This is a genomic window from Ensifer sp. Root558 (assembly GCF_001427045.1).
Taxonomy (GTDB): Bacteria; Pseudomonadota; Alphaproteobacteria; order Rhizobiales; family Rhizobiaceae; genus Ensifer; species Ensifer adhaerens.
The window spans coordinates 417-21,304 of sequence record NZ_LMGC01000024.1 but is presented as its reverse complement, the minus strand read 5'-3'; the positions used below and the strand labels follow the sequence as shown (position 1 = coordinate 21,304).

Genomic DNA, 20,888 nt, shown 5'->3' with positions numbered 1-20,888 from the left:
GCGCCTTTCGTGTTGGTCATCGCGAAAGCGAGAATTGATGAAAGAACGCTCCTCCGCCGCGGCTGCCGGCAGCGCCGTGTGAAAACCGGCTCCTTCGACCCGAACATGATCGCAACTTTGGATCGGACGGCGCGAACGATAAGACGAAGCGTTTCGACGAAGCGCCCTGCCTTGGCATCACGTGGACGCAGGAAGCTTGATGTCAATGATGTCGGAGAATGCCTGCAGAACAGGTTCGAATCCTGAGAAGTCAATGTTGTCGCGCTGGTCGCGAATGACTTTTGTCGCGAAGCGTTCCTTGCTCATTTTTCCCTTTCCTGGCGGATGGCCGCGCTTCTGCTTGAGATCTACTGTCTTGCCATTCCAGGTCATCGACTTGGTTTTAGCGTCGAACAGATCCTCGACGATCCGCTCCGTGGTGCCGACCTTTCCCGGGACTGCAACAACATAGAGATTTCTTTCTATGTGGTAGAACGGCGCGGAGCCGTCGATCAGGGTTTTCGAGCCAGTTCTCTCCTTGATAAAGCTCCAGATGCCGTTCGTTGCTTTGTCATTATCTACGAAGACGATAACGGGCCTCAATTGGCCCCCGGGATGAAAGGGGTGGACGATCTTGCTGTATTCTCTGACAAACTGCTGGATGTCGCCAGCTCCACCGGACAGCTTTGTCGCCGCTGTATGGTGGCGGCTGTGGCCAAAGAACCGAACATCTGAAGCGTATTCCCCGGCCGAAATCCCCGCGAGCTTCGGAAATTTGGCGTAGAGGACGCGGATCGCGGTCTTGAGGTAAATTACGTCCGTTTTTCCTTCACAGACAATCGTAGGCAGGTCGTTTGCATGAAAGCTACAGTAGTTGATGTAAGACGCGTAATCTCGATAGAACCTGGGAATAGGCTCGCCGGCTTTTTCGAATTCTCGAGCTGACCTGAAGCTGTGACGCGCAGCCTTGGTCTGAAATTGGTAGCTGAGCCGACCGCCAATCTGTTCCAGAGACAGCGCTTTTGTCGTGCCGGACACTGGATCCTTTTGAAAGCAGTTACCTTTTTTCACCAGCGTGTGGACAAGGATTCGATTGCTGGCTTCGACCTCCGTTCGGACGTTGACGAACTTGTTGACGACTAGCCCTGTGACTTCCTGCCGTGACGTGCGGGCTTGCATGCGCGTCTTCTTATTGTTGAGCGCGAAGCCTTGCCTCCATATCCGACTGCGGAGCTCAGCGCCTGCAGACCAAGCTCCCGTTGCTGGGTCCTCCGTAGCGAGGGCCGGCGGAAACTCGGCAAGATTAGTCGAAAAGGTGAGGTCATCGACATATCTGGAGTAGGTGCAGCCGTAACTCGCGGCCATTTTCGAAAGATGGACGTCCATGACACGGGCCATGAGATCCGAGATGATGGGGGACGTCGGGGCGCCCTGCGGTAGCTCGTTGCCATGGCAAACGATCTGAGCGACCACCGTCGCCAGGGCTTCTTTTAGTTGGAAGTCCCGATTTTTAAGAAAGAATCCTCGTACTCGACCGAAATTCAAAGAAGGAAAGAAGTCTTCGAGATCGAGATTTAGTACAAATCTCCGATTAGTGTGCTTGTAAGCATTTGTGTGGATTGAGAGATCGCGGTTTTTCTGAAATCCATGCGAAAGAACCTTCTTGATGTTCTTTTCTACGGGTAAGATTTCTCGTTGACAGGTATAAAGTAGTTCAGCAAGTCGCGATTGTACGAATTTAAGCCGGCGATCTGGTGAGGAAATAGTCCGAACACCGCCGGACTTTTTCGGAATCTCGAAATGCGTGTACTTAAGATGCGACGGGATCTTGTAGAGGATGTAGCTGAGCCCTTTGGGCGACACCCGCAACAGATGCGCGAGATCGGCCAGGTCTTTGCATGCGCGAAAAGAGCTTAAAGTCATGAGGTAATTCGCTTGCGGGCACTCGTATGCGTGTCACGGGATTTCCCGTAGATGAACGTAAGGGTACTCCGGAAGGAGCAATCAGGCCTGACATTGTCAGCAACCGTCGCGATGCGCGACGACAAGATCTGCCCGCAAGCTTGCATCGGCGATAGCAACCTCCGTTCGACACTTCAAGATTATCAATCTCTATCCACAGATGTATTCGGCCTGGATCACTACCCCTCGCGGCCGTCGCCGGTTTCGAAGCCGCCGAGCGAATAGGATCCCCTCCCTGAAGTTGTGTAAAGCACACCAACGTGATCTATTCCGTTGCAACGAAAACTCGCTAGGTATCTGGAATGGTCGACGACAACGCGAAGTTCTTTGAACTTCGAAAGGAAGGCAGGGCCTACCTTACGCGGGTCTTCATGCAGGGAGCGATCAATCCCGAGAAGCGACGTCTAGTTCGATCGGTAATAGAAGGAACCGAGAGGGTCTTGATAGGGGAACTCGAGGGCGCGATGTGCCTTCGACTAACGGGCGAGAAACGCAAGACGCAGGTCACCGCCTTGGTCAGTCAAGACGATGGTGGTGTCAGACGCATCACCCTGGAAACCTTCCAGTCTCGTGCCGGGGATTGGTACCAGGGTTACGAGAAAGATTCCTTTACATTCAGGTCCGATGAGTTCGCAAAGCTGCTGGCTTTCCTCGAAAGCATAAAGTTCATCGACCGCTCGAACGAAGAACGGTTCGAGGTACGCGACGTCTCGGTCGGCAACGGCCCGAAGATAATCACAGATGCGTCCGACCATGCGATGTTAACGAGGATCAAGAAGCTCGATCCCCGCGAACGGGAGCGCCTCTTCCGCGGGTTTCACGCCGACCTCAGCCAGAAAGAAATAAACCTCCTTCTGGGGCGTCGCCAGGCACTTGAAGAATTCGAATGTCAGCTAGCCGCAGAGCAGTGGGTGGAAAGGAGCTGGCAGGATTTCTTTGAACGGCAAAGCTGGGTGTTTGGCTATGGCCTCGATTACAGGATCATGCGGCCGTTCGACCGCGAAATGATGGTCGGCGCGGGGGGCACTGACAATCGGGAGCGACCCACCGTCGACTACTTGATGAACTTCACTGACTACTCTGTCCTCGTGGAGATCAAACGGCCCGACACTCCGATCTTCCAGCAGAGGCGATCAGGACGCTCCGGCACCTGGAGGTTCAGTAATGAATTCATGGACGCTGTTTCGCAGGTTCTGGAACAAAAGGCGGAATGGTTGGTGCAGGCGCACACCGGTCTGAACTATGACAAGTCCGGAACGCGCCGGATGACGGCGCGCTCTCGCGATCCGAAAGCAATTCTCGTGATAGGCCGCGGCAGCGAGATAGAGGGCTGCGGTGGCGCCCGCGACGCCGAAGTGAGACGCGACACATTCGAGCTTTTCAGACGAGACACTCGTAACGTGGATATTGTAACTTTCGACGAACTTCTCGACCGTGCACGATTTATCACAAGAGACTAAGGTCGGATGACGCTTCGCCCAATCGAAACTAAGCTCGTTGAGGACCTGTTCGTTCAGGGCGGATACGTTCTCGAATTCACAAACCAGACTTTTTTCGAGTTCTTCCGTGATGAGGTCGGTATCGACATATACGACGATGCTTACGCATTCCGGGGCAATTCGAAGGGCAAGCGCCTTATAGCCTTCACCCAAACGGCCCAACCGAAGGCGATCGCGAAAGCTCTCGCGGGGTTGTGGGAGTATCCCGAAGCCATACGCCCGGATGGTGCGACTGACGATCATCGTAGGAGGGTGAACGCCATCATTGAGCGGTTGGGGGGCAGGCCCCTCGCTGGAGCCGCTACCGAGAAAGCGAATTCCGACATCAGGCAGCAGCCAGCCGAGTGTATTCTCGGGGAGTTGGAGGCGGAGTTCCTCGGAATGGAGGCAAAAGATGACAGTCCCCAGGCGCGGGGGTATGCCTTTGAAAAGTTCCTCAAGCGCTGGTTTGTCAATCGGCGTCCAAAAATCACCCCTTATCGGCGTCCAATTTTGACCCCCTAGTAGCGTAGATCAGCGCTTGGCCTGCCCGGCGCTGGCCGGGGTTGCAGAGGGTAGGCCAAGTGCGGGTAATGATCGTCTTCGGCTTTAGCTTTGAGAGCGGTTCTTGAAGCGCCAGGACTCGTTTCCGGTTTCGACAATCTCGCAGTGATGGGTCAGACGGTCGAGGAGCGCGGTCGTCATCTTTGCATCGCCGAACACTGTCGGCCATTCGCCGAACGCCAGGTTCGTAGTGACGATGATCGACGTGCGCTCATAGAGCCTGCTGATCAGATGGAACAGGAGTTGGCCGCCCGCCTGGGCAAATGGCAGATAGCCGAGTTCATCCAGGATGATGAAGTCGAGACGGTTGAGATAGTCGGCCGTCCGCCCCTGCTTGCCGCTGCGCGTTTCCGTTTCCAACCGATTGACCAGATCGACGACATTGAAGAAGCGGCCGCGTGTTCCGTTGCGGATCAGTGCACGGGCAATTGCGATGGCCAGATGGCTCTTCCCGGTTCCCGTGCCGCCCACGAGGACGACGTTGCGCTGATCGGCGACGAAGGTGCCGGTCGACAGCTCCCGCACCAGGGATTCATTGACCGGCGTATTGGTGAAGTCGAAGTCGTCGATGTCCTTGGCGAGCGGCAGCTTGGCAATGCTGAGCTGGTAGCGAATGGAGCGGGCCTGCTTCTCGGCGATCTCCGACTGCAGGAGATCGCCGACGATGCGGGGTGGTTCGTGCTGCCGTTTGATGCCGTTGCCCATGACCTCGTCGTAAGCGCTGCGCATTCCATAGAGCTTCAGCGTGCTCATAAGTTCGAGAACCTGTGTGCGTTCCATCAGCTTGCCCTCCTGAGGCTGTCATACCGTGCGCAGTCGGCGACCGGCTCATGGGTCAACCGCAGCGCATCTGGGGTCTGAAGAGTGATTGCCGGAGCCGGATCACGGCTCCGGGTCAGAATGTTGAGGATTACCGAGGCCGAGCAGACGCCGTGATCCAAAGCCTCCTGACAGGCAGCATCGACGGCCGCCAGACCGTCGGTGGGAACACAGCCGAGGATGGTGACCATTTGTCGATCACCGTCATGGGCGCTCTTCAGCCGCCGGCGCACCTTCTCCATCGCGGCGGGCAAGACCCATTCCCGGAACGGCGCGCCGTTGCGCAAAGCACCGGGTTTACGAGCCAGGACAGGGACGTAGTGCCAGGGGTCGTAGACCGTCTCGCCACGGCCAAAGCAACGAGGATGCTCACCAACGTTGACGCCATCCTGTCGGATCACGATCTTCTCGGCATAAGCATGAACCTCGACAGGGCGGCCGACCGCCGTCGAGAGGACGGAGTATTTGTTGTTGTCGAAGCGGACCGTGCAGGTCTTCGATATGGAGGCCGGGACGCAGTGGAAACCGTCGAACGGCCCGACATAGTGCACCAGGCTGCCGCGCTCCTCCTCAAACACCTGCCAGATCATCCGTTCGGTCTGCTCGGGATGGCGGTGTGCCTTGGCGTAGGCGATGCACTTGTCGAGCAGCCAGACGTTCAGCTCTTCCAGGCTTTTGACCCGCAGGCGTGGGGTGAAGAAGCGTTCGCGCACGAGACCAACCTGGTTCTCGACCTGTCCCTTCTCCCATCCGGATGCGGGCGTGCAGGCAACGGGGTGAACCAGATAGTGGCTGCACATCTGCAGGAAGCGGCGATTGTATTGACGCTCCTTGCCGACGAACACCGTCTCGACCGCAGTCTTCATGTTGTCGTAGATGCCGCGCGTGCAGGTGCCACGGAAGAAGGCGATCTCCTGGCTCTCGCGCATGTAGGCCCGGACGAACATCATCCGGCTGTGGCAGAGCCGGACATGCGCCACCTTCACGGTCGTCGTCACGCCGTTGATTAGAATGATCTCGTGGCTCCAGTCGAACTGGTAAGCCTCCCCTGGCGCGTAATAGAGGGGCACATAGGCTTCCGCCGTCACGGCTCCCCGGTTCTTCGCCCAGGTCTTGGCATATCGCCGGATCGCGTCATAACTGCCATCGTAGCCGAGTGCCCTGACCTCCTCGTAAATCCGGATCAGCGTCAGCCGCTCGCGTGACGGCTTGCCCTCATTGGCTGTGAGAAACCGCTCGATCTCCGCCTTCCACGCTCCGATCCTTGGCAGCGGTTGCCGTTCTCGTTCATAGGTAAAATCGGTCTCGCCGGAACGCAGTATCTTGCGAACCGTGTCCCGGACGATCTTCTTCACCGACCAGCCCTGCACATGGAAGGCCCGTCGAACACGCGCAATCGTATCCACTCGCTTCAACTCCCGCTCCATCCGCCGCAAAAAGCCGGATGGTCAGATGAAATCTGAGGGGGGTCAAAATTGGACGCCGATTACCCCGCCAAGGGGGTCAAAATTGCATGCCGAAACACACTGGTTTGACGTGTGGGGACTTGACGCCCGCGCTTCCTTCAGGACAGCCGGCGAACAGATCGATGGTTCGCTCCAGCATGATGGAACGACGTATCTGGTAGAGGCGAAATGGCATCGTGCGCAGACAGATGCCGCGATGCTGCATTCGTTTCAGGGAAAGCTGCAGGAGCGACCAGATTGGACGCGGGGAATACACGTCAGTTATTCGGGCTACTCGGCCCCGTCGTTTGAAGCCTTCACTTCCCGTCGCATAATCCTCATGGACGGGCAAGATATCTATATCTCCCTCTGGAAAAGACTGGATCCAAGCGTTGTGATCAGAGAGAAGGCCCGCGCCGCCGCTGAGCGCAAGCGCCCATTCGCCAAAGTGTTGGAACTTTTCCCCTAATGCACCCGTCCCCTGGAGAAGCATCTTTTCGACCTAAGACTTGCGGATGGCATGTTTATTTCCCGGTGGATAATCCGGAACACCGCAAGACCGACCCCTGGCTTCGATCCCAACGGGATTGTCTTATGCGAGCTGCTGTCCTCATAATCACGTATCTAGCGTCAATCCCACATTCGTTCGCCGGCGACCGGCCCTTCGGGATCGTGTGCGAGGCTGGCCGCTGGCAAGGATATTCTGTAACCCTCGACCAAACGACCGGGGAAATGCAATCTGAAGAAGATGCCGTCGGATTCTCTGAGACGATGTACAAGTTCCACGAAGATGGGAAAAAAGTGGAAGTGACGAACGCACTTGGTTCGGCAGAGCATTCAATTGTTAGGAATTATCCTAATTTCCGAACAGTCGCCTATCACTACGGACAAGACTATGTTGTCGATACTGTTTTTGACGATGGATTTGTAGTTGAGAAATATACGCGAACACTGTTGCGGCCAACTTCTTATACGTTCCGCAAAAAGTGCACACCGCTGAGGTGACCTGCTTTGCGGGTGAATACGGCGACTAACTCTTAAGCTAACACTGAATATTAATTGCGTATGTTTACTCGCTCCGCAAATTGGCAGGCAGGAAGAAATTTTCACCCTTAGGCTGGGCTTTCGGGTGGCCGACACTCAGGCGACTAAACCCTCACTTTTGAATGGCACCGAATTCAGTGACATGCTGGCCGGTTGGCGCGCGTTGACGCGACCCGCCCGTTGGCAAGGAGGATTGTGATAGCCTATCGGAATGAAGGGATCGATTCTCAGGCGACAGGCGCATTCCTAAGGCAGGTAGACACAGTGGCTCATTCAGTTCGAGATGTATTTGACGCGACGGGTCACGACGCCTGTGTCGGGGCGGAGTATCCTTTGGACGTTCTCCGTCGCGTCTGGGGCTATTCGGAATTCCGGGGAATGCAGGGAGACGCCATCCGAAATCTCATCTCGGGCGGCGACACGCTTGTTCTCTTTCCAACGGGAAAGGGGAAGTCACTCTGCTACCAGCTTCCGGCTTTATGCATGGGCGGCACTGCGATCGTCGTGTCACCGCTGGTTGCGTTGATGCGAGATCAGGTCGAAGAACTAAAGGAACTTGGTGTCCCGGCAGGCGCGATCTGGTCGGAACAGTCGCCAGATGACGCGAACAATGTGAGGCGACAGCTTCGATCGGGCCAACTGAAGCTCCTTTACGTCACTCCGGAGAGGCTTGCGACGGGTAGCCTCGATTCCATGCTAGGAAACGGCGATATCTCGCTGATCGCCGTCGATGAAGCGCATTGTATCAGTGTTTGGGGAAATAACTTTCGAAAGGACTATCTCGCTCTTGGTCGGTTGAAGGAGATGTATCCAACGATACCGGTTGTCGCTTTGACCGCGACTGCCGACACCCGTACCCGGCAAGATATCATCAAGCTATTGAACCTCCATGATCCAGAGGTTTTCGTAGATAGCTTTGATCGCAAGAACATCAGCTATGAGATTCTCCCGCGGAGCAATCCCAGGGGGCAGCTTCTGGACTTCCTTAAAAGGCATAAGGGTGAGAGCGGCATCGTATACTGCCTGTCGCGGAAGAAGGTCGAGGAAACGGTGGAATGGCTGAACGAAAGCGGCATTCGCGCGAAGCACTACCACGCGCGGTTAGACCCGGCTCTGAAGGCTGCCAATCAAGATGCGTTCAGGTTGGAGGAGGGGCTCTGCCTCGTGGCGACTGTCGCCTTCGGCATGGGCATCAACAAGCCGAATGTCCGCTACGTCGTCCACCTTGATCTGCCATCCTCGATCGAAAGCTACTATCAGGAGACTGGGCGCGCGGGCCGCGACGGGCTTCCGGCCGAAGCCTTCATGGTTTTCGGTATGCAGGATATCGTGCAGCGTTCGCGCATGATCGACGAAGGCGATGCGTCGGATCAGGTCAAGCGGATTGAACGGGCGAAGCTCAACGCGCTGGTTGGCATTTGCGAGACGACTGCATGCCGCCGCCAGGCGATCCTAGGGCATTTTGGCGAGCAGCACCCCGGCCGCTGCGGAAACTGCGACACGTGTACGAAGCCGATCGAAACCTGGGATGGAACCGAGGCTGCTATCAAAGCCCTTGCTGCGATTTATCGAACCGGCGAGCGGTTCGGCGTCGGTCACGTCATCGACGTCCTTATCGGGAAACTGACCGACAAGACTAAAAGGTTCGGCCATGTCGATCTCGCAGTTTTTGGCGCCGGGAGGGAATTCAATGCAGCAGGCTGGCAGTCCATCTACAGGCAATTGCTGGCTCTGAACCTCATCCGTGTGGAGCATGACGAGTTCGGCGCAATGAAGCTGCAGGAACAGGCGGCCGCCGTGTTCAAGAAGGAACGGTCGGTGACGCTCCGGCGTGATCGTTCCGTGACGCGGCGCACCAAGCGGTCGATCGAGCCTTCGAACTATTCTTCTCGCTCTGGTCTGTCGGCGGACGATCGGGAGGTCTTCGAGGCGCTTCGGCAGGAACGCCTCGCGATTGCCAGGGAACTTGGCGTTGCACCCTATGTCATCTTCCCGGACACGACCCTTATCGCGTTTGCGACGAGCCGTCCGTCTACGCTGGACGAAATGCTCGAGGTATCGGGCGTTGGACCGACCAAGTTGGAGCGCTACGGGGCGCGGTTCCTTGACGCCCTCGAAATTGCATTGCGATGACAGGCGGCGCCTACGTCGCCTGGGACAACGCGTAACCGTGTTAGAAGCGAAGGACTTGTTCGAGCGGGGCAGCTTCAAACAACGAGAAGATGGTTCCATAGAAATCAATGCGCTCGTCCTCGACGAGGGCTATCCCCGAAACCCCGTTCTCTTTGGAAAGATACCACTCCATCTTCACGTAGATGTCGCTGTGGTTGCCGAGGTAGCGTGCAAGTCCCTCGGCTTCGCCAGACGGCCAAGCCGCAAATTGATCGGTGCCAAGAAGGCTCATCAGATCGCCCCCTGCCCAAAGCAGTCGCCCATTGATAAACGCCTTGTGATGGACTCTACCGTCGCCGGTTACTGAGACGAATTCAATCATAGTGGGGAAATCTCATTTTCCTGCTGACCTGGCAGCTTCCTGGTCCCGACAGTATTCTTCAGCGCGGACGCGGAACTGGGGCAGCACTTCTTCCTTCTGTTGGACCCGCTTCTCAAGTGAGAGCAGCAGCGTCGCGAACTGTTCGCTGACGTCGTCCATTAAAAATCTCCATGGGTATGCAGGAGCGTCTTGATATCCCAGGAGCTAGGTGTAGCCCCTTATGTCGTCTTTCTTGACACTACCTTGATCGCCCTTGCAACGCGTCGTCCGAAGGTTCTGGAAGATATTCTGGAGATATCGGGGATCGGGCTGAAACGCTGCGGTTCGAGATTTTCAGAGCCCTCCATTCAGCGATCCGGTAAGTGTTGTCGGATCAAAACCGCGCTGATCGGGCGGCGGCATAAAGCGTCGAGCCGTGGGGCTCATCCTCCATCAGGCGATGTCTTACTCTTGGGAACCGACCAGCGTCCAGCCTTCTGAGCGAACATGACGAAACTCTGGCTGGTTTCGGAGCGCGGACCGGATGAGGTCCACCGGATTGACGGTCTGCAGCAACAAACCTTTCGCCTCCATGCGCTCTTTCAAATCGAGTTGCATGATGGGTTTGCCGGCTTCCCGCAAGATTACCTTGGCGAGCTGTCTGATCTGTTCTGATTGCTTTCCAGGACGCCCGGACTGGACTCCCGGAAACTTCTCCAGGGTGAACGGTTTTGCAGCAGGTCGATACTGACGCATTTCATCCAGCATGGTGCGGAGATTTTCTGCACGCTTTTTGCTGAGAGCGATCTCGGTCTCGCTTTCAATACAGAAGGCCTTCAATGCAACGAGTTCGGATTCTCTCTCAAGAATCTGCTTCTCCAACATGTCGAGGGTAATCGCAAGCTGCTCGGCGGGATCGGACAAGGAATCTTTCTCCAGTATAATCCGAATTGTATGGGAGCCTTCCCACTTGTGGGTAGGGAGACTCCTTGTTAGGTTCTCCTTGAGAAGACGATTCGGGCGAGTCCCCTGGAAAAGCACCCGCCCGAGTATGCCACTCCAACCATTGAGAAAGGGCGGGCATGACCTATTGGTAGAGTAATATTCTCCATTTCGCCAGCAATTTCTCCATGCAACCAAGGGACTGCCGTGTCTTGTGGTTAAGTATCGATTATTGCTGCCTTTTCCCAACTAAGCTTGCGATGATGACGGTAGGAGCGGACGTTGAGAACCCGTGCTCTGATTGAGCCGAGGGCTTCTTCGTCGTCCTAGGAGCCGAATCAGTGCGCTCCTCGAACAGTGTGCTCGATCCTCCGTCGTCTCAACACTCCCAAGGCATGCCGCTTGGGAGTTTGTGAGCCTGTGACCATTTGGAGAAAACATGGGAACGACCCCTACGAATTCGGCGGAAGTCGCGACGCGTTCCGCCTACTCGCCCAGTATTTCCACATGCAGAGCAACTCGCGATCACCGTTGCAGTGACAATGGAAACGCATGGCAGTGACCCAACTGGCGGCGCCGAAAGCGATGGGACCTCCAAGCGCTCAATTGGACGTTTCGCCGCAAGGGAGCCGCAGTCGTTTTTCCTTACCCGCCTCCCATGCTTTTGGCCTTCCGCTAAGGAGTGTACCTATGAAAATCGACTTTGAATGCGGAAACATTCCAAAGCAACTTGCGAGGAAGCTTCAGTCCCAAGTGGAGGACTGGGGAGACACGCTAATGTACACTCATGCCGGGGAGCGCCATGAAAATCCTCCAGAAAGGAGAGGGAGGTTGGCTCGGATTCGGGGAGGACGAGTGGGATGTATTGCGTCAAAGTCGCCGCGCCGATCGGTTGGAGCATGGCTGGCGGCCGAGATGGCGTCCACGGCGGCTGGTCAAGGAAGAAGAAGTCCCATTACCAGGTCGACGTGCTGATGCGAGTTCGATCCCCGACCGCGGCATCAAGCTCGGGCATAGTCCCTCACAGCCTTTGGACCAACCCGTCTCCGAATTCAGGAAAACAGGCACGAACACTGCAAAGCATGGGATTGCGAAGTCGCTCGCCCTTTCAGTAGAGGAACTCCGTATGCTGCATCCGCAGCTTGCTGCGGATGTTGCTGAAAACGTGTCCTTTTTGAAAGCGCCCAACAAGCGAGAGGTCGGCGAACCAAGTGCGAGGCTGCTCGCAGAATTCGTAGAGGAATCCCCTCAAGGGCTCCGCAATCTACTGCGCAGTCCGAGGTCGGCTGCTGAACGCGATGTAGATAGGAACGAAGCCGGATGCACGGGCCCGACCTCACAGCCCGAGGCATAGCCACTCACGGCTTTTAGGCCAACTCGTCTCTCATATCAGGAAAACAATCATGAACACCGCAAAACATGCGTTTGCGGGCGCGAAGACGCTCGCTCTTCAGGTAGAGGAATTCCAGGAACTGTATCCGCAGCTTGCTGCAGATGTGACGGAATACGTGTCCTACATAAAGTCGCCAATTAAGCGGAAGGCTCGCGAACTTAGTGCAAGGCTAATCCTCGGATTTATAGAGGAGGAGGAATCCTTCCAAGGACTCCGCGATCTTCTACGCAATCCGAAGTCGGCCGCCGATCCGGAGGTATATAAGGATCAGCTTCGGGACGCTGTCCAGCGTTCCCACAGAAGACTCGTCGAGTCCGGTTTGTACTCGGCAGGGGCCGCACTTGAGCATGCCCGAAAGGGCATCGGCGTGTTCCGATGGCTTGCCGAGGCGAAGCGCGGTTATCCCGGGCTCCCCCGTGGAGTCCAACTGAACACGTCGCCGCGACCCAATCGCGCTCGAACCAATGAAGGTACGGAGCCGCCATTTGCCCCCATGAGCATCGAGGAGATCGGCTCGCGCCTTGGCGAGACGTTTCTGACCGACCTCACTGCCTATGGCGGGATTCGAAACGCACGCGGGACCGCGAAGTCATTAGGTTTTCGGTATCTCATGGCCTTTATCGAGGCCAATCCTTCGAACTATTCAGACACGCTGCTCGTGGCACTTTCTGGCGATCCAAGCAGATCTTGCGAAGCCCCGGTCGTGAGGGCCGTGATCGACGAGTGTGAGGAATTCCTCAGGAAATCCGGGGCATTTGTTCATACGACCCTATCGAGCCTTATGCGCCAGTGCGGATATCTGTTTGAGTTTCTCGCAGAGCTTAAGGGGCGCACATATCCTCATTACAGCAGGCGGTACAAGAAATTCGGACATGTGCCGACTGAAGGTAAGACGATCGCTGACATCGATATTCCGGGTGTCACGGATCTGATTGGGGCGCCGCGGCTGCGTCGCTCGATGGACATCGTCCGTGACAGAGCGATGGAGATCGTCCGGTTAAACGTGGCATTTTTCAATGCAATGGCTCCTGCACGAGACGATCGACTGCTTGTCGGCGCTTCCAACGAAAAAGTGAAGGCGTTCAGTGCGGTCGCGGACGTACTGCGTGCGGAGGTTCGAAGCCTGCAGGTAACGGGAGTATCGCAGTTTTCCAAACTCGGCGTGCGAACCAACAGGCGCGCAGTCGATAAGGCGATGACGGTGCTGGCTGATCCCGAGGCCTGGCGGCAGATGGGCTTGGGCGACTTCATCAGTAGCGACGAAATCTTCTCGTTCCAGCACATCATGCAGTTGGTATGCGCTGCCATCGGTGCGACGAACGAAGCCGTTCTGGCGGCGAAAATCGTTTTCGCCACGGAAACTGGATGGAACGCGCAGCCGATCGAAGACATTCCAGCGGAGGTCTTTGTTTTTAGGCTCAAGGACAAGGCCGGCATTGCGAGCGCGAGTTTTGTCAGCGTGTTCAAAAAGCGGGCTGGGCATCATGTACAGGCGTTTCTCGAGCACTCGACCCTATCTGGAGGGCGCGGAACCGATGCATTGTCGACGTGGGAGGACGCCGAACGCGATCGCCAATGGCATGACTTCGACCAACGGCACCTCCTGAGCTACACCAGCCCAGCCTACGAGGTGATCGAACTAATGCGGCCATTGATGGAGCCGCTTACGCAACTTACGTCGGACGAAAAGACAAGGTCTCGCTTTTTCAAATATTTGGGTTGGCTCACCGGGGTCTCGACAAACCAGAGAAGCATTAACAGCCAGTTCAAGCATGGTGTGCTTGGGACGAAAGGACTTTCGCTAAAGCTGATCAGAAGGTCGTTCCTTGAGTTCAACATGAGAGTCGTCGGCAGCGTGGAATCGCTTCGTTCGGTGGCGGACCATTCCGGAACCGGGGTGCTGCTGCCGTACTACCTGAATTCGAAGGAGATGAGGCGCGAACTCGAGCAGAGCACCCGGTTCTTCCAGAATGCAATCCAAGCGTTGATCGCCGCTGAGGTTGGAGGCCCGCTTCAGGTCGCCATGTCGGCCGAGGATCAAGAGTGGTTTTACAATTTGGCCATGGTGTCGGGTGTCGGGTCCGCTTGTGGGTTCGGTGTCACCATGCCGATGAAGAATCCGCCGACCTTGGTCTTCGATCCGAGTGACGAACAGGTCCGGTCACTTCTGGCGCTCAGCATGTCCCTCGATGCCGAGGAACCCACGGCCAATCCTCGCCGCTGGCGGCTGGTCGGCATTCCTTTACGAGGCTTTGTCCAAGCCATCGAAATCAAACTCAAACAAGCCGGTGCCGGACGTCTGCTCAAGAGGATCCGCAGGGAGCTTTCCGACGATATCCGCGCCCGACGGACCGCGCTGCCACCACTCAATCTTTCAGGAGGTTACTAATCATGAACCGAGCTCAATATGAATCCTGCCTTGCAAACAAGTTCATTCCGGCGGCGATTATCGCCACCCGTCCATCGACGCCCCCGGGCGGTCGACGGACAACACAGGGCTGGTCGCGCGGCCGTAGCCGAAGTCTGATCCACAATTGCTGGATCATTGCGACCGCGGACTGTACCAAGAAGCGCAAGGACGTCGAGCACCTGGTGTCTTTCGATACTGCGATCGACTTTCCCGCCGTATGCTTGTCGGACGACGCGTTCAACGCTGACCGACTCACCAAGAAGACCCTGACGCTGTCCTGCATCACCACCGGACCGCGCGATAACGGTGCCCTGGATGCCACCTACACTGCCCAGATTCTTCGAAAGTTTGATTGGGTGCTCAGGAACCGCGTCGCGGAAGGCTTCTCTTCGTTTGCAGAGATCCCGAGATCATTCGTCTCGGATCTGTCGCAGCGGCTCAAGCGGGGAGGTGTTCTTGCGCTTGTTCCGATCGAGGAGCGGCTTGAGCAGGTGTTCGAGCAATATGGTTCCGAGCCACCGGGTACCCATGCCGAGCTGGCGAAGCTCCTTGGGGTTACCGCGAATGCTCTCGCCCGGTCGTCGGACTTCAAGCTTGCCTTTGCGGAAATCTCCAGCCTTCACGGCATCGAGGCTCCAAGACTATGGCGCCCGGTTTCAGACGAGTACAGCGGAGATGAGCCTGACGACGACGGCGTCAAGGACGAGAATCGCGAGTCGCATATCGTGTCCGATGCGGTGGCCGAGAAGAACTTGGCCCACTGGCTCGATATCTTTGAATTTCTGTTTCGCCTCTCAAGTCGAGAGCTGGCGCACGATCGCCTGGAGCGGGATCCTTTCGAGGAGATGTCGATCGACGCGATCCTAGCGCGTGATGGTAAAGAAAACGATCGAACCGCGACGATCCTGCCGCAGGATATGTTGCGAGCAATGACAGCGGCAGCGAAATTCGTCGCAACATATTCGCCCTACATCATCGAATCCCTCCAGAAATGCAGGGACTACCAAGCGGGCCGCACGACTTTCCGGGTACCCGAGGCCGTCGGGCCTGAACGGGGAAAGCTGATCTACCCTCGATTCGATCTTGGATCCGCCACTCTTCCTTGCAACGTCATTTCGCTCGATGAAGCCATCCGCCACCTCCTGGCGTCCTCCGCGATACTAATCGGAAGTTTCGCGGCACGGCGGGATATCGGTGTGCGAAGTGCTCACTATGGCTGCTTGACCGAAGATCCGTCAGGCGCGCTCCTGATGTCCCTCTACATCGCCAAGACGGTTAAGGACCGCGTTGAGGTTCCGGTTCCCGAAATCCTGCGAAATGTCATCGGGGCCCTTGAAGCAATCTCCGCTGACACTCGTGCGGCGAGCGGCAAGGATTGGCTCTTCGAAGTGGCATTTGATGTCAAGAACTTGAAACGGATGATCTCGTCGCGATTCCACCAGACGATCAATCAATTCTTGCAATTCGCCGAGATTGCTCCGCCAGACGGACAGGAGATCTGGGATCTGAGCATACATATGCTCAGGAGAGGTTTCGGAATCTGGTATTTCTATGGACTCACGGGCGGGAGCACCGATGCATTGTCGATGATGTATCGACATAACGACCCCTACATGACCCGCGTTTACTTTACGTCAATCCTGCCCGGCGAGATCAATCGTTTGGAGAAGGATCTTGCCGCGCGCCTTCAGAGCTCCATCGGAAACCGAACAGTCGAAGAGCAGTCCTGGGTCGATGGTGCGTACGAGCGTCTGTCACATATGAAGACACATCTGAAGGCCTTTAACGAGTTGCGATGCGAGCAATTCGTGGAAAAGCTTATCGGAATATGGCGGGGGACGGAGAGCGTAATCGGTGCGGGCGGAAAGGTGCTGTACAACAACGTGAATGCGATCGCCGAGCGCGCAATGGCATCCGTCCGGATTGGATCGCGGGCAAATGATCCCGAAGCGCTGCAGGTTCCTCTGCTCCAACGATTTGTCGACTACGCGAACACCCACTTCCTCGAGCCGGTCTTGGGCACGAACATGTGGTGTGCGGCGGATCCTCATGATCCGGCGCATCGCGCCGAGGCGGAATGCCTCAAGTTGAAGGCTAGGGGATCGTCTCCCTGGACGAAGAAGGACGTTCCGGAGGACCTGATGCCGGATTACGATTTCGCATGTAATCGACTGTGCCTCGGCTGCCAGTTTGGTGTCGCTTTCAACGATGGTCAGCAAGCGATCCAAAACGAGGTCGCACAGCGTCGGTATGCTGTTCGCCATGCTGCCACCGCTTCGCTCAGGGATGAAGGGGACCAGCTCCTGGCGGAACTCGAAGCCGAAATAGTGCGCGCGGGTCCCGCTTCGCGAGGAGGCGGCCGATGAATGACGAGGAAATCTGGGATCGGGAGATGACCATGGCCGAATTCAAGAGCCTCGATCCAACGCTTCAACGAAAGCGCATCGACACGTCATTGGCGCGCAAAGTCGCGGAGCTCCAGCGTTGGGCCGCGAAGGGCGTCCCCCAAGGAATCGACTGGCGAAAAGTAGGAGCATCTCGCGTCAAGCTTCGGAAATGGCACAACCCGAAGAAGAAGCTTTGGGCATGGAGCGACGACGCGCCGGATCATCCGCGTGGTCGTAACCGCGGGCTGGTTTCGAAGTGGAGGAAGGCGAGAGACCTGCTGCGCGTCAACAGGTCTGCGGCTCCTCGCCCGGCCAAGGAGGTCCTCGCGGAAAAGGTGCAAGCCCTTGAGTTGCAGAACATTCTTCTGATTGCTGAGAAGTCTTCGCTCGAGATGCGGCTGCGGCGCGCGGAAGAGATACTGACGATCAAGGAATCGAAGGTCGCATTGAAGCGGACGCGGAGAGACGACAGTGCGCTACATTCCGATTGATTTTGAGATGGGCAGGACCCCGCAGGGATTGCTCTGGCAGTCGGAGGACATGTCGGACATTCCGGTCATCAAAAATCCGGACGGCTCGATTTTCGAGCCGTCCCTCCGCTACTTCGGCTACGGATGGCTGCAAAAGACTTTCAAGTCGAAAAGTTCGATGGAGCCGGATTCATATTCGCTTCGCGATTACCTGTGCCACCTACTGAACAGCGGGGTCGATTGGGTCTATGGCGGTCGAGATGAAGTGCTGCGGTCGTTCAGAAACTCGTTTTCGGAGAGGGTTAAAGAAGGTGAATTGGCGTCAGCGCAGGTCGAGCTGAAACTAGAGCACGTGTTTCGCTTCTATCAGACCATAGACAAGGCCATGCCTATCTTAGGGGGCAATCCGACGCCGCAGTTCGTCGGCTACAACGAAATTTCACCCATCACCACGCGTCGCGTCGGGGGGACGCTGCGATGGAGCGGATGGAACAAGGTTGTCCGACGTGCTTCCAGCAGGCCGACGCCAAGCTTTGACAATGTCGAGCGAATCCTTGAGCATCTTCGCGCAGCCGCGATGGAGCCGCTCGACGGGAGCTGGGAGCAGTCGTTGCGCGTCTTTGCAGCCGAGCGCAACTGGCTCGTGACCTGCTGCGAAGCCAGGGCTGGACTTCGTCGTGTTGAGATTTGGCATCTTTCTTTGCGCAAGATAGCAGAGGCATTGTCGAAGCATCGGATTATCACGATGTCGACTGGTCGTTGGCGAAACGACGCTCACCCAAATCCTCTTAACGTCGCAGTCCATGACAAGGCGCTTCGAGCGCAGATCGTCTCGGGCATCGAAAGATTCGCTGCTCAGGGAAACACGACGCTCAACGTCGATGTCTTGACGAAGGGTGGGAAGGAACGATCGGTCGAGTTTCCACTTGATCTTGTGCTCAGCCTGCTCGAAATCGGTATTTGGACCGTCAGGAAAGCCCTCTTTGCGCATTGGGAGGCTCGGGGGAACACTGATCTCGACTATGACGCGATATTCATATCCTCCACAGGAAACGGTAGGAGGCTTGGCCTTAAGCATATCGGTGAGATCGTCAAGGATGCGTTTAACGAACTCGATGTCGCCGGCAGCGGCCATCGCCTTCGCGCTTACTATTTGACAGAGATGGCCTGGTTGCTATGGAATCAGGAATTAGCAAAGGCTGGGTATCGCCCGGATATTGCTGTCTCCAATAACGTGATGAACCGTCTCGCTGAACTCGCAGGACACGAAAAGCCCTCCACAACGGAACGCTACTATCTCGATCAGGCTCGGGATCGTCACAAGATGAAGGCGAACCAGCCTTCCGTCGAGGCTCGAAAAGATATGATGAACGCCCTCATCAGCGTCAGTTGGCGCATGGAGCAGGAGAAATGCAATCTCCTTCGGCGACTCATCTACGCATTCGATGATTGCGAGGATGATCGCTTCTACCGTGTCATCGAGGCAGCAATTGACAAGTATGTCGTTCCCAAGGATCGACCCGTCGAGAAGAAAGTCCCCCATCTGCGGGTCGTATCCCGCCCAACGCCCGACAGCGGGAAAAACGAGTGATATGGATTTCCGTGTAAGTTTATGTTATTTAAGCGTGATCCGTACATTTTTTGGAGTCGATCCGCCAAAATCACGTCGTTTCGCAATGGGGCCATGATTTCCGCCCCGAGTACCGCGCGCTCGGATTACTAGCCGAGCGCTATCCCGGCGTGCCGCGCATCGCGCTCACTGCCACCGCCGATCCGCACACCCGCGACGACATCGTCGAGCGGCTGGCGCTCAGCAATGCCGAGGTGTTTACCACCAGCTTCGACCGGCCGAACATCGCCTATGAAATCGTCGAGCGTGACCAGCCGCGCCAGCAACTGCTGCGCTTTCTCTCCCGCTTCAAAGGGGCGTCCGGCATCGTCTATTGCCTGTCGCGCGCCAAGGTCGAGGACACGGCCGAATGGCTGAACGCGCAAGGCATCCGGGCGCTACCCTATCATGCCGGCATGGACCGCGCGCTCCGCGACAGGCATCAGGACGCCTTCCTGAAAGAAGAGAGCCTCTGCCTCGTTGCGACCGTCGCCTTCGGCATGGGCATCGACAAGCCCGACGTGCGTTATGTCGCGCATCTCGACCTGCCGGGATCGGTGGAGGCCTATTACCAGGAGACCGGCCGCGCCGGTCGTGACGGGCAGCCCTCTGAGGTCTGGATGGCCTATGGCATGGCCGATGTGCTGCAGCGCCGCCGGATGATCGACGAGGGTGGAGCGGCGGATGACATCAAGCGCATCGAGCGCGGCAAGCTCAATGCGCTCTTGGCGATCTGCGAGACGGCCGGCTGCCGCCGCCAGGCGATCCTTGCGCATTTCGGCGAGGCCCATCCCGGCCGTTGCGGCCATTGCGACACCTGCCTGAAGCCGGTCGAGACCTGGGACGGGACGGAAGCGGCGATCAAGGCGCTGGCCGCGGTCTATCGCACCGGCGAGCGCTTCGGCACCGGCCACGTGGTCGATGTGCTCATGGGCACGGTCAACGAGAAGACCGAGCGCTTCGGCCATGTCGACATGCCCGTCTTCGGCGCCGGCAAGGACCTGCCGGCTCGCACCTGGCAATCGGTCTTCCGGCAATTGCTGGCGGCGGGCCTGATCAGCGTCGACCATGCCGCCTTCGGCGCGATGAAGCTCGAGGCGGAGGCGCGTGCGGTGTTCAAGCGCGAGCGCCAGGTGTTTTTCCGCAAGGACCGCCCGACCTCGGGCAAGGCGGCGCGCGGCGCCAAGTCGGGATCGCAGCGCGAACGGGCCGATCTGGCCGGGTCCGATCTCGAACTTTTCGAACTGCTGCGCGCCGAGCGCTTCTCGATCGCCAAGGATCTGAACGTCCCGCCCTATGTCGTCTTCCCCGATGCGACCTTGATTGCGCTTGCCAAGGAACGCCCGCGTGACCTCGATGAACTGCTCGACATTCCCGGTATCGGCGAAAGCAAACGCGAACGCTACGGCGAGGCATTTCTGGCGGTCATCGACGGGTATCTCGACGGGTGAAGGCGGTAGGCCCCCGCGTCTCCGTCGTCGGAAAATGTCTGTGGCGAAGCGCTTCGCGACATAATATGTCCGGCCCGCCATCGCGCCTTGAAATGGCCTGTCGTTTTTACGCTGGATGCGGCCGAGCGCCGGATTTTGCTGCAAGTCAAAAGCCGTCATGATACTCGTCAGGCACGCGATGTTTTCTTGAAGCGAGAGCGCCATGACTTCAGCCTTCCTCACCCATCTCCGTTTAGAACTCGAGGGCCTGAAGACGGCCGGGTTGTACAAGTCGGAGCGTGTGATCACCTCGAAGCAGGCGGGCGAAATCAAGGTCGCCTCGGGCGAGCGGGTGCTCAACTTCTGCGCCAACAACTATCTTGGCCTTGCCGACAGTGAAGAGCTGGCCGAGGCCGGCAAGCAGGCGCTCGACCGTTACGGTTACGGCATGGCCTCGGTGCGTTTCATCTGCGGCACGCAGGA

General features: G+C 57.2%; 15 protein-coding genes and 3 pseudogenes. 12 read left to right on the top strand and 6 right to left on the bottom strand.

The window, feature by feature from the left end:
* Positions 1–177: 177 nt before the first annotated feature.
* A complete protein-coding gene (locus ASD63_RS23305) occupies positions 178–1,902 on the bottom strand; it encodes a retron Ec67 family RNA-directed DNA polymerase/endonuclease (RefSeq protein ID WP_060529862.1) in 1,725 nt (574 codons plus the stop codon).
* A gap of 341 nt (positions 1,903–2,243) precedes the next feature.
* Here ASD63_RS23305 and ASD63_RS23300 point away from each other — a divergent pair, with 341 nt between their 5' ends.
* Both ASD63_RS23300 and ASD63_RS23295 read left to right on the top strand, forming a co-directional pair.
* The gene (locus tag ASD63_RS23300; protein ID WP_060529861.1) at positions 2,244–3,401 is read left to right on the top strand and encodes a Shedu immune nuclease family protein; all 1,158 of its coding nucleotides are present in this window, start codon (positions 2,244–2,246) and stop codon (positions 3,399–3,401) included.
* Positions 3,402–3,407: 6 nt separating this feature from the next.
* Positions 3,408–3,944, top strand: coding sequence for a hypothetical protein (locus ASD63_RS23295; RefSeq protein ID WP_060529860.1), 537 nt, complete (start codon positions 3,408–3,410; stop codon positions 3,942–3,944).
* 84 nt (positions 3,945–4,028) lie between these two features.
* On the opposite strand, the gene istB is transcribed toward ASD63_RS23295, so the two are convergent.
* Together istB and istA are read right to left on the bottom strand one after the other, a co-directional pair.
* Positions 4,029–4,763, bottom strand: a complete 735-nt coding sequence (gene istB, locus ASD63_RS23290; protein ID WP_060529859.1) for an IS21-like element helper ATPase IstB — start codon at positions 4,761–4,763, stop codon at positions 4,029–4,031.
* A 5-nt stretch (positions 4,764–4,768) separates the two neighbouring features.
* Positions 4,769–6,217: pseudogene (istA, locus tag ASD63_RS23285) on the bottom strand (IS21 family transposase); the annotation flags it as partial.
* A gap of 94 nt (positions 6,218–6,311) precedes the next feature.
* Between istA and ASD63_RS23280 the strand changes: the two are divergent.
* The 3 genes from ASD63_RS23280 (at position 6,312) to recQ (ending at position 9,424) form a co-directional block, all read left to right on the top strand.
* Positions 6,312–6,716, top strand: a complete 405-nt coding sequence (locus ASD63_RS23280) for a restriction endonuclease (protein WP_162253362.1) — start codon at positions 6,312–6,314, stop codon at positions 6,714–6,716.
* 125 nt (positions 6,717–6,841) lie between these two features.
* The gene (locus ASD63_RS35235) at positions 6,842–7,252 is read left to right on the top strand and encodes a hypothetical protein (RefSeq protein ID WP_162253361.1); all 411 of its coding nucleotides are present in this window, start codon (positions 6,842–6,844) and stop codon (positions 7,250–7,252) included.
* A 372-nt stretch (positions 7,253–7,624) separates the two neighbouring features.
* Positions 7,625–9,424: a DNA helicase RecQ gene (gene recQ, locus ASD63_RS23275; RefSeq protein ID WP_280138311.1), complete on the top strand. Its 1,800-nt coding sequence runs from the start codon at positions 7,625–7,627 to the stop codon at positions 9,422–9,424.
* A gap of 40 nt (positions 9,425–9,464) precedes the next feature.
* Here recQ and ASD63_RS23270 read toward each other — a convergent pair whose 3' ends face one another.
* Positions 9,465–9,785 carry a hypothetical protein gene (locus ASD63_RS23270; RefSeq protein WP_060529856.1) on the bottom strand — a complete coding sequence of 107 codons (321 nt, stop codon included), beginning with the start codon at positions 9,783–9,785 and terminating at the stop codon, positions 9,465–9,467.
* Between the two features lie 12 nt (positions 9,786–9,797).
* A complete protein-coding gene (locus ASD63_RS35230) occupies positions 9,798–9,944 on the bottom strand; it encodes a hypothetical protein (protein WP_156624171.1) in 147 nt (48 codons plus the stop codon).
* Positions 9,945–9,974: 30 nt separating this feature from the next.
* Here ASD63_RS35230 and ASD63_RS34455 point away from each other — a divergent pair, with 30 nt between their 5' ends.
* The gene (locus ASD63_RS34455) at positions 9,975–10,265 is read left to right on the top strand and encodes an HRDC domain-containing protein (RefSeq protein WP_082572966.1); all 291 of its coding nucleotides are present in this window, start codon (positions 9,975–9,977) and stop codon (positions 10,263–10,265) included.
* Here ASD63_RS34455 and ASD63_RS23265 read toward each other — a convergent pair.
* Positions 10,230–10,688 (bottom strand): hypothetical protein, encoded by a 459-nt coding sequence (locus ASD63_RS23265; RefSeq protein ID WP_060529855.1) that lies wholly within the window; start codon positions 10,686–10,688, stop codon positions 10,230–10,232. The genes ASD63_RS34455 and ASD63_RS23265 overlap by 36 nt on opposite strands.
* 1,421 nt (positions 10,689–12,109) lie before the next feature.
* On the opposite strand from ASD63_RS23265, the gene ASD63_RS23260 reads away from it, so the two are divergent.
* The 6 genes and pseudogenes from ASD63_RS23260 to ASD63_RS36275 form a co-directional block, all read left to right on the top strand.
* The gene (locus ASD63_RS23260) at positions 12,110–14,488 is read left to right on the top strand and encodes a hypothetical protein (RefSeq protein WP_060529854.1); all 2,379 of its coding nucleotides are present in this window, start codon (positions 12,110–12,112) and stop codon (positions 14,486–14,488) included.
* 2 nt (positions 14,489–14,490) lie between these two features.
* Positions 14,491–16,875: a hypothetical protein gene (locus ASD63_RS23255; RefSeq protein ID WP_060529853.1), complete on the top strand. Its 2,385-nt coding sequence runs from the start codon at positions 14,491–14,493 to the stop codon at positions 16,873–16,875.
* Positions 16,872–17,387 carry a hypothetical protein gene (locus ASD63_RS23250; protein ID WP_060529852.1) on the top strand — a complete coding sequence of 172 codons (516 nt, stop codon included), beginning with the start codon at positions 16,872–16,874 and terminating at the stop codon, positions 17,385–17,387. Before ASD63_RS23255 ends, ASD63_RS23250 begins: the two co-directional genes overlap by 4 nt.
* Positions 17,368–18,957, top strand: a complete 1,590-nt coding sequence (locus ASD63_RS23245) for a site-specific integrase (RefSeq protein ID WP_060529851.1) — start codon at positions 17,368–17,370, stop codon at positions 18,955–18,957. Before ASD63_RS23250 ends, ASD63_RS23245 begins: the two co-directional genes overlap by 20 nt.
* A 45-nt stretch (positions 18,958–19,002) precedes the next feature.
* A pseudogene (locus ASD63_RS23240) lies at positions 19,003–20,426 on the top strand (RecQ family ATP-dependent DNA helicase); the annotation flags it as partial.
* 202 nt (positions 20,427–20,628) lie between these two features.
* A pseudogene (locus ASD63_RS36275) lies at positions 20,629–20,888 on the top strand (glycine C-acetyltransferase); the annotation flags it as partial.

Excerpts from the sequence above, each read along its gene's own strand:
- ASD63_RS23305 (WP_060529862.1), bottom strand. The coding sequence starts at position 1,902 with ATGACTTTAAGCTCTTTTCGCGCATGCAAAGACCTGGCCGATCTCGCG.
- ASD63_RS23300 (WP_060529861.1), top strand. The coding sequence starts at position 2,244 with ATGGTCGACGACAACGCGAAGTTCTTTGAACTTCGAAAGGAAGGCAGG.
- ASD63_RS23295 (WP_060529860.1), top strand. The coding sequence starts at position 3,408 with ATGACGCTTCGCCCAATCGAAACTAAGCTCGTTGAGGACCTGTTCGTT.
- istB (WP_060529859.1), bottom strand. The coding sequence starts at position 4,763 with ATGGAACGCACACAGGTTCTCGAACTTATGAGCACGCTGAAGCTCTAT.
- ASD63_RS35235 (WP_162253361.1), top strand. The coding sequence starts at position 6,842 with ATGCGAGCTGCTGTCCTCATAATCACGTATCTAGCGTCAATCCCACAT.
- ASD63_RS23270 (WP_060529856.1), bottom strand. The coding sequence starts at position 9,785 with ATGATTGAATTCGTCTCAGTAACCGGCGACGGTAGAGTCCATCACAAG.
- ASD63_RS35230 (WP_156624171.1), bottom strand. The coding sequence starts at position 9,944 with ATGGACGACGTCAGCGAACAGTTCGCGACGCTGCTGCTCTCACTTGAG.
- ASD63_RS23260 (WP_060529854.1), top strand. The coding sequence starts at position 12,110 with ATGAACACCGCAAAACATGCGTTTGCGGGCGCGAAGACGCTCGCTCTT.
- ASD63_RS23255 (WP_060529853.1), top strand. The coding sequence starts at position 14,491 with ATGAACCGAGCTCAATATGAATCCTGCCTTGCAAACAAGTTCATTCCG.
- ASD63_RS23250 (WP_060529852.1), top strand. The coding sequence starts at position 16,872 with ATGAATGACGAGGAAATCTGGGATCGGGAGATGACCATGGCCGAATTC.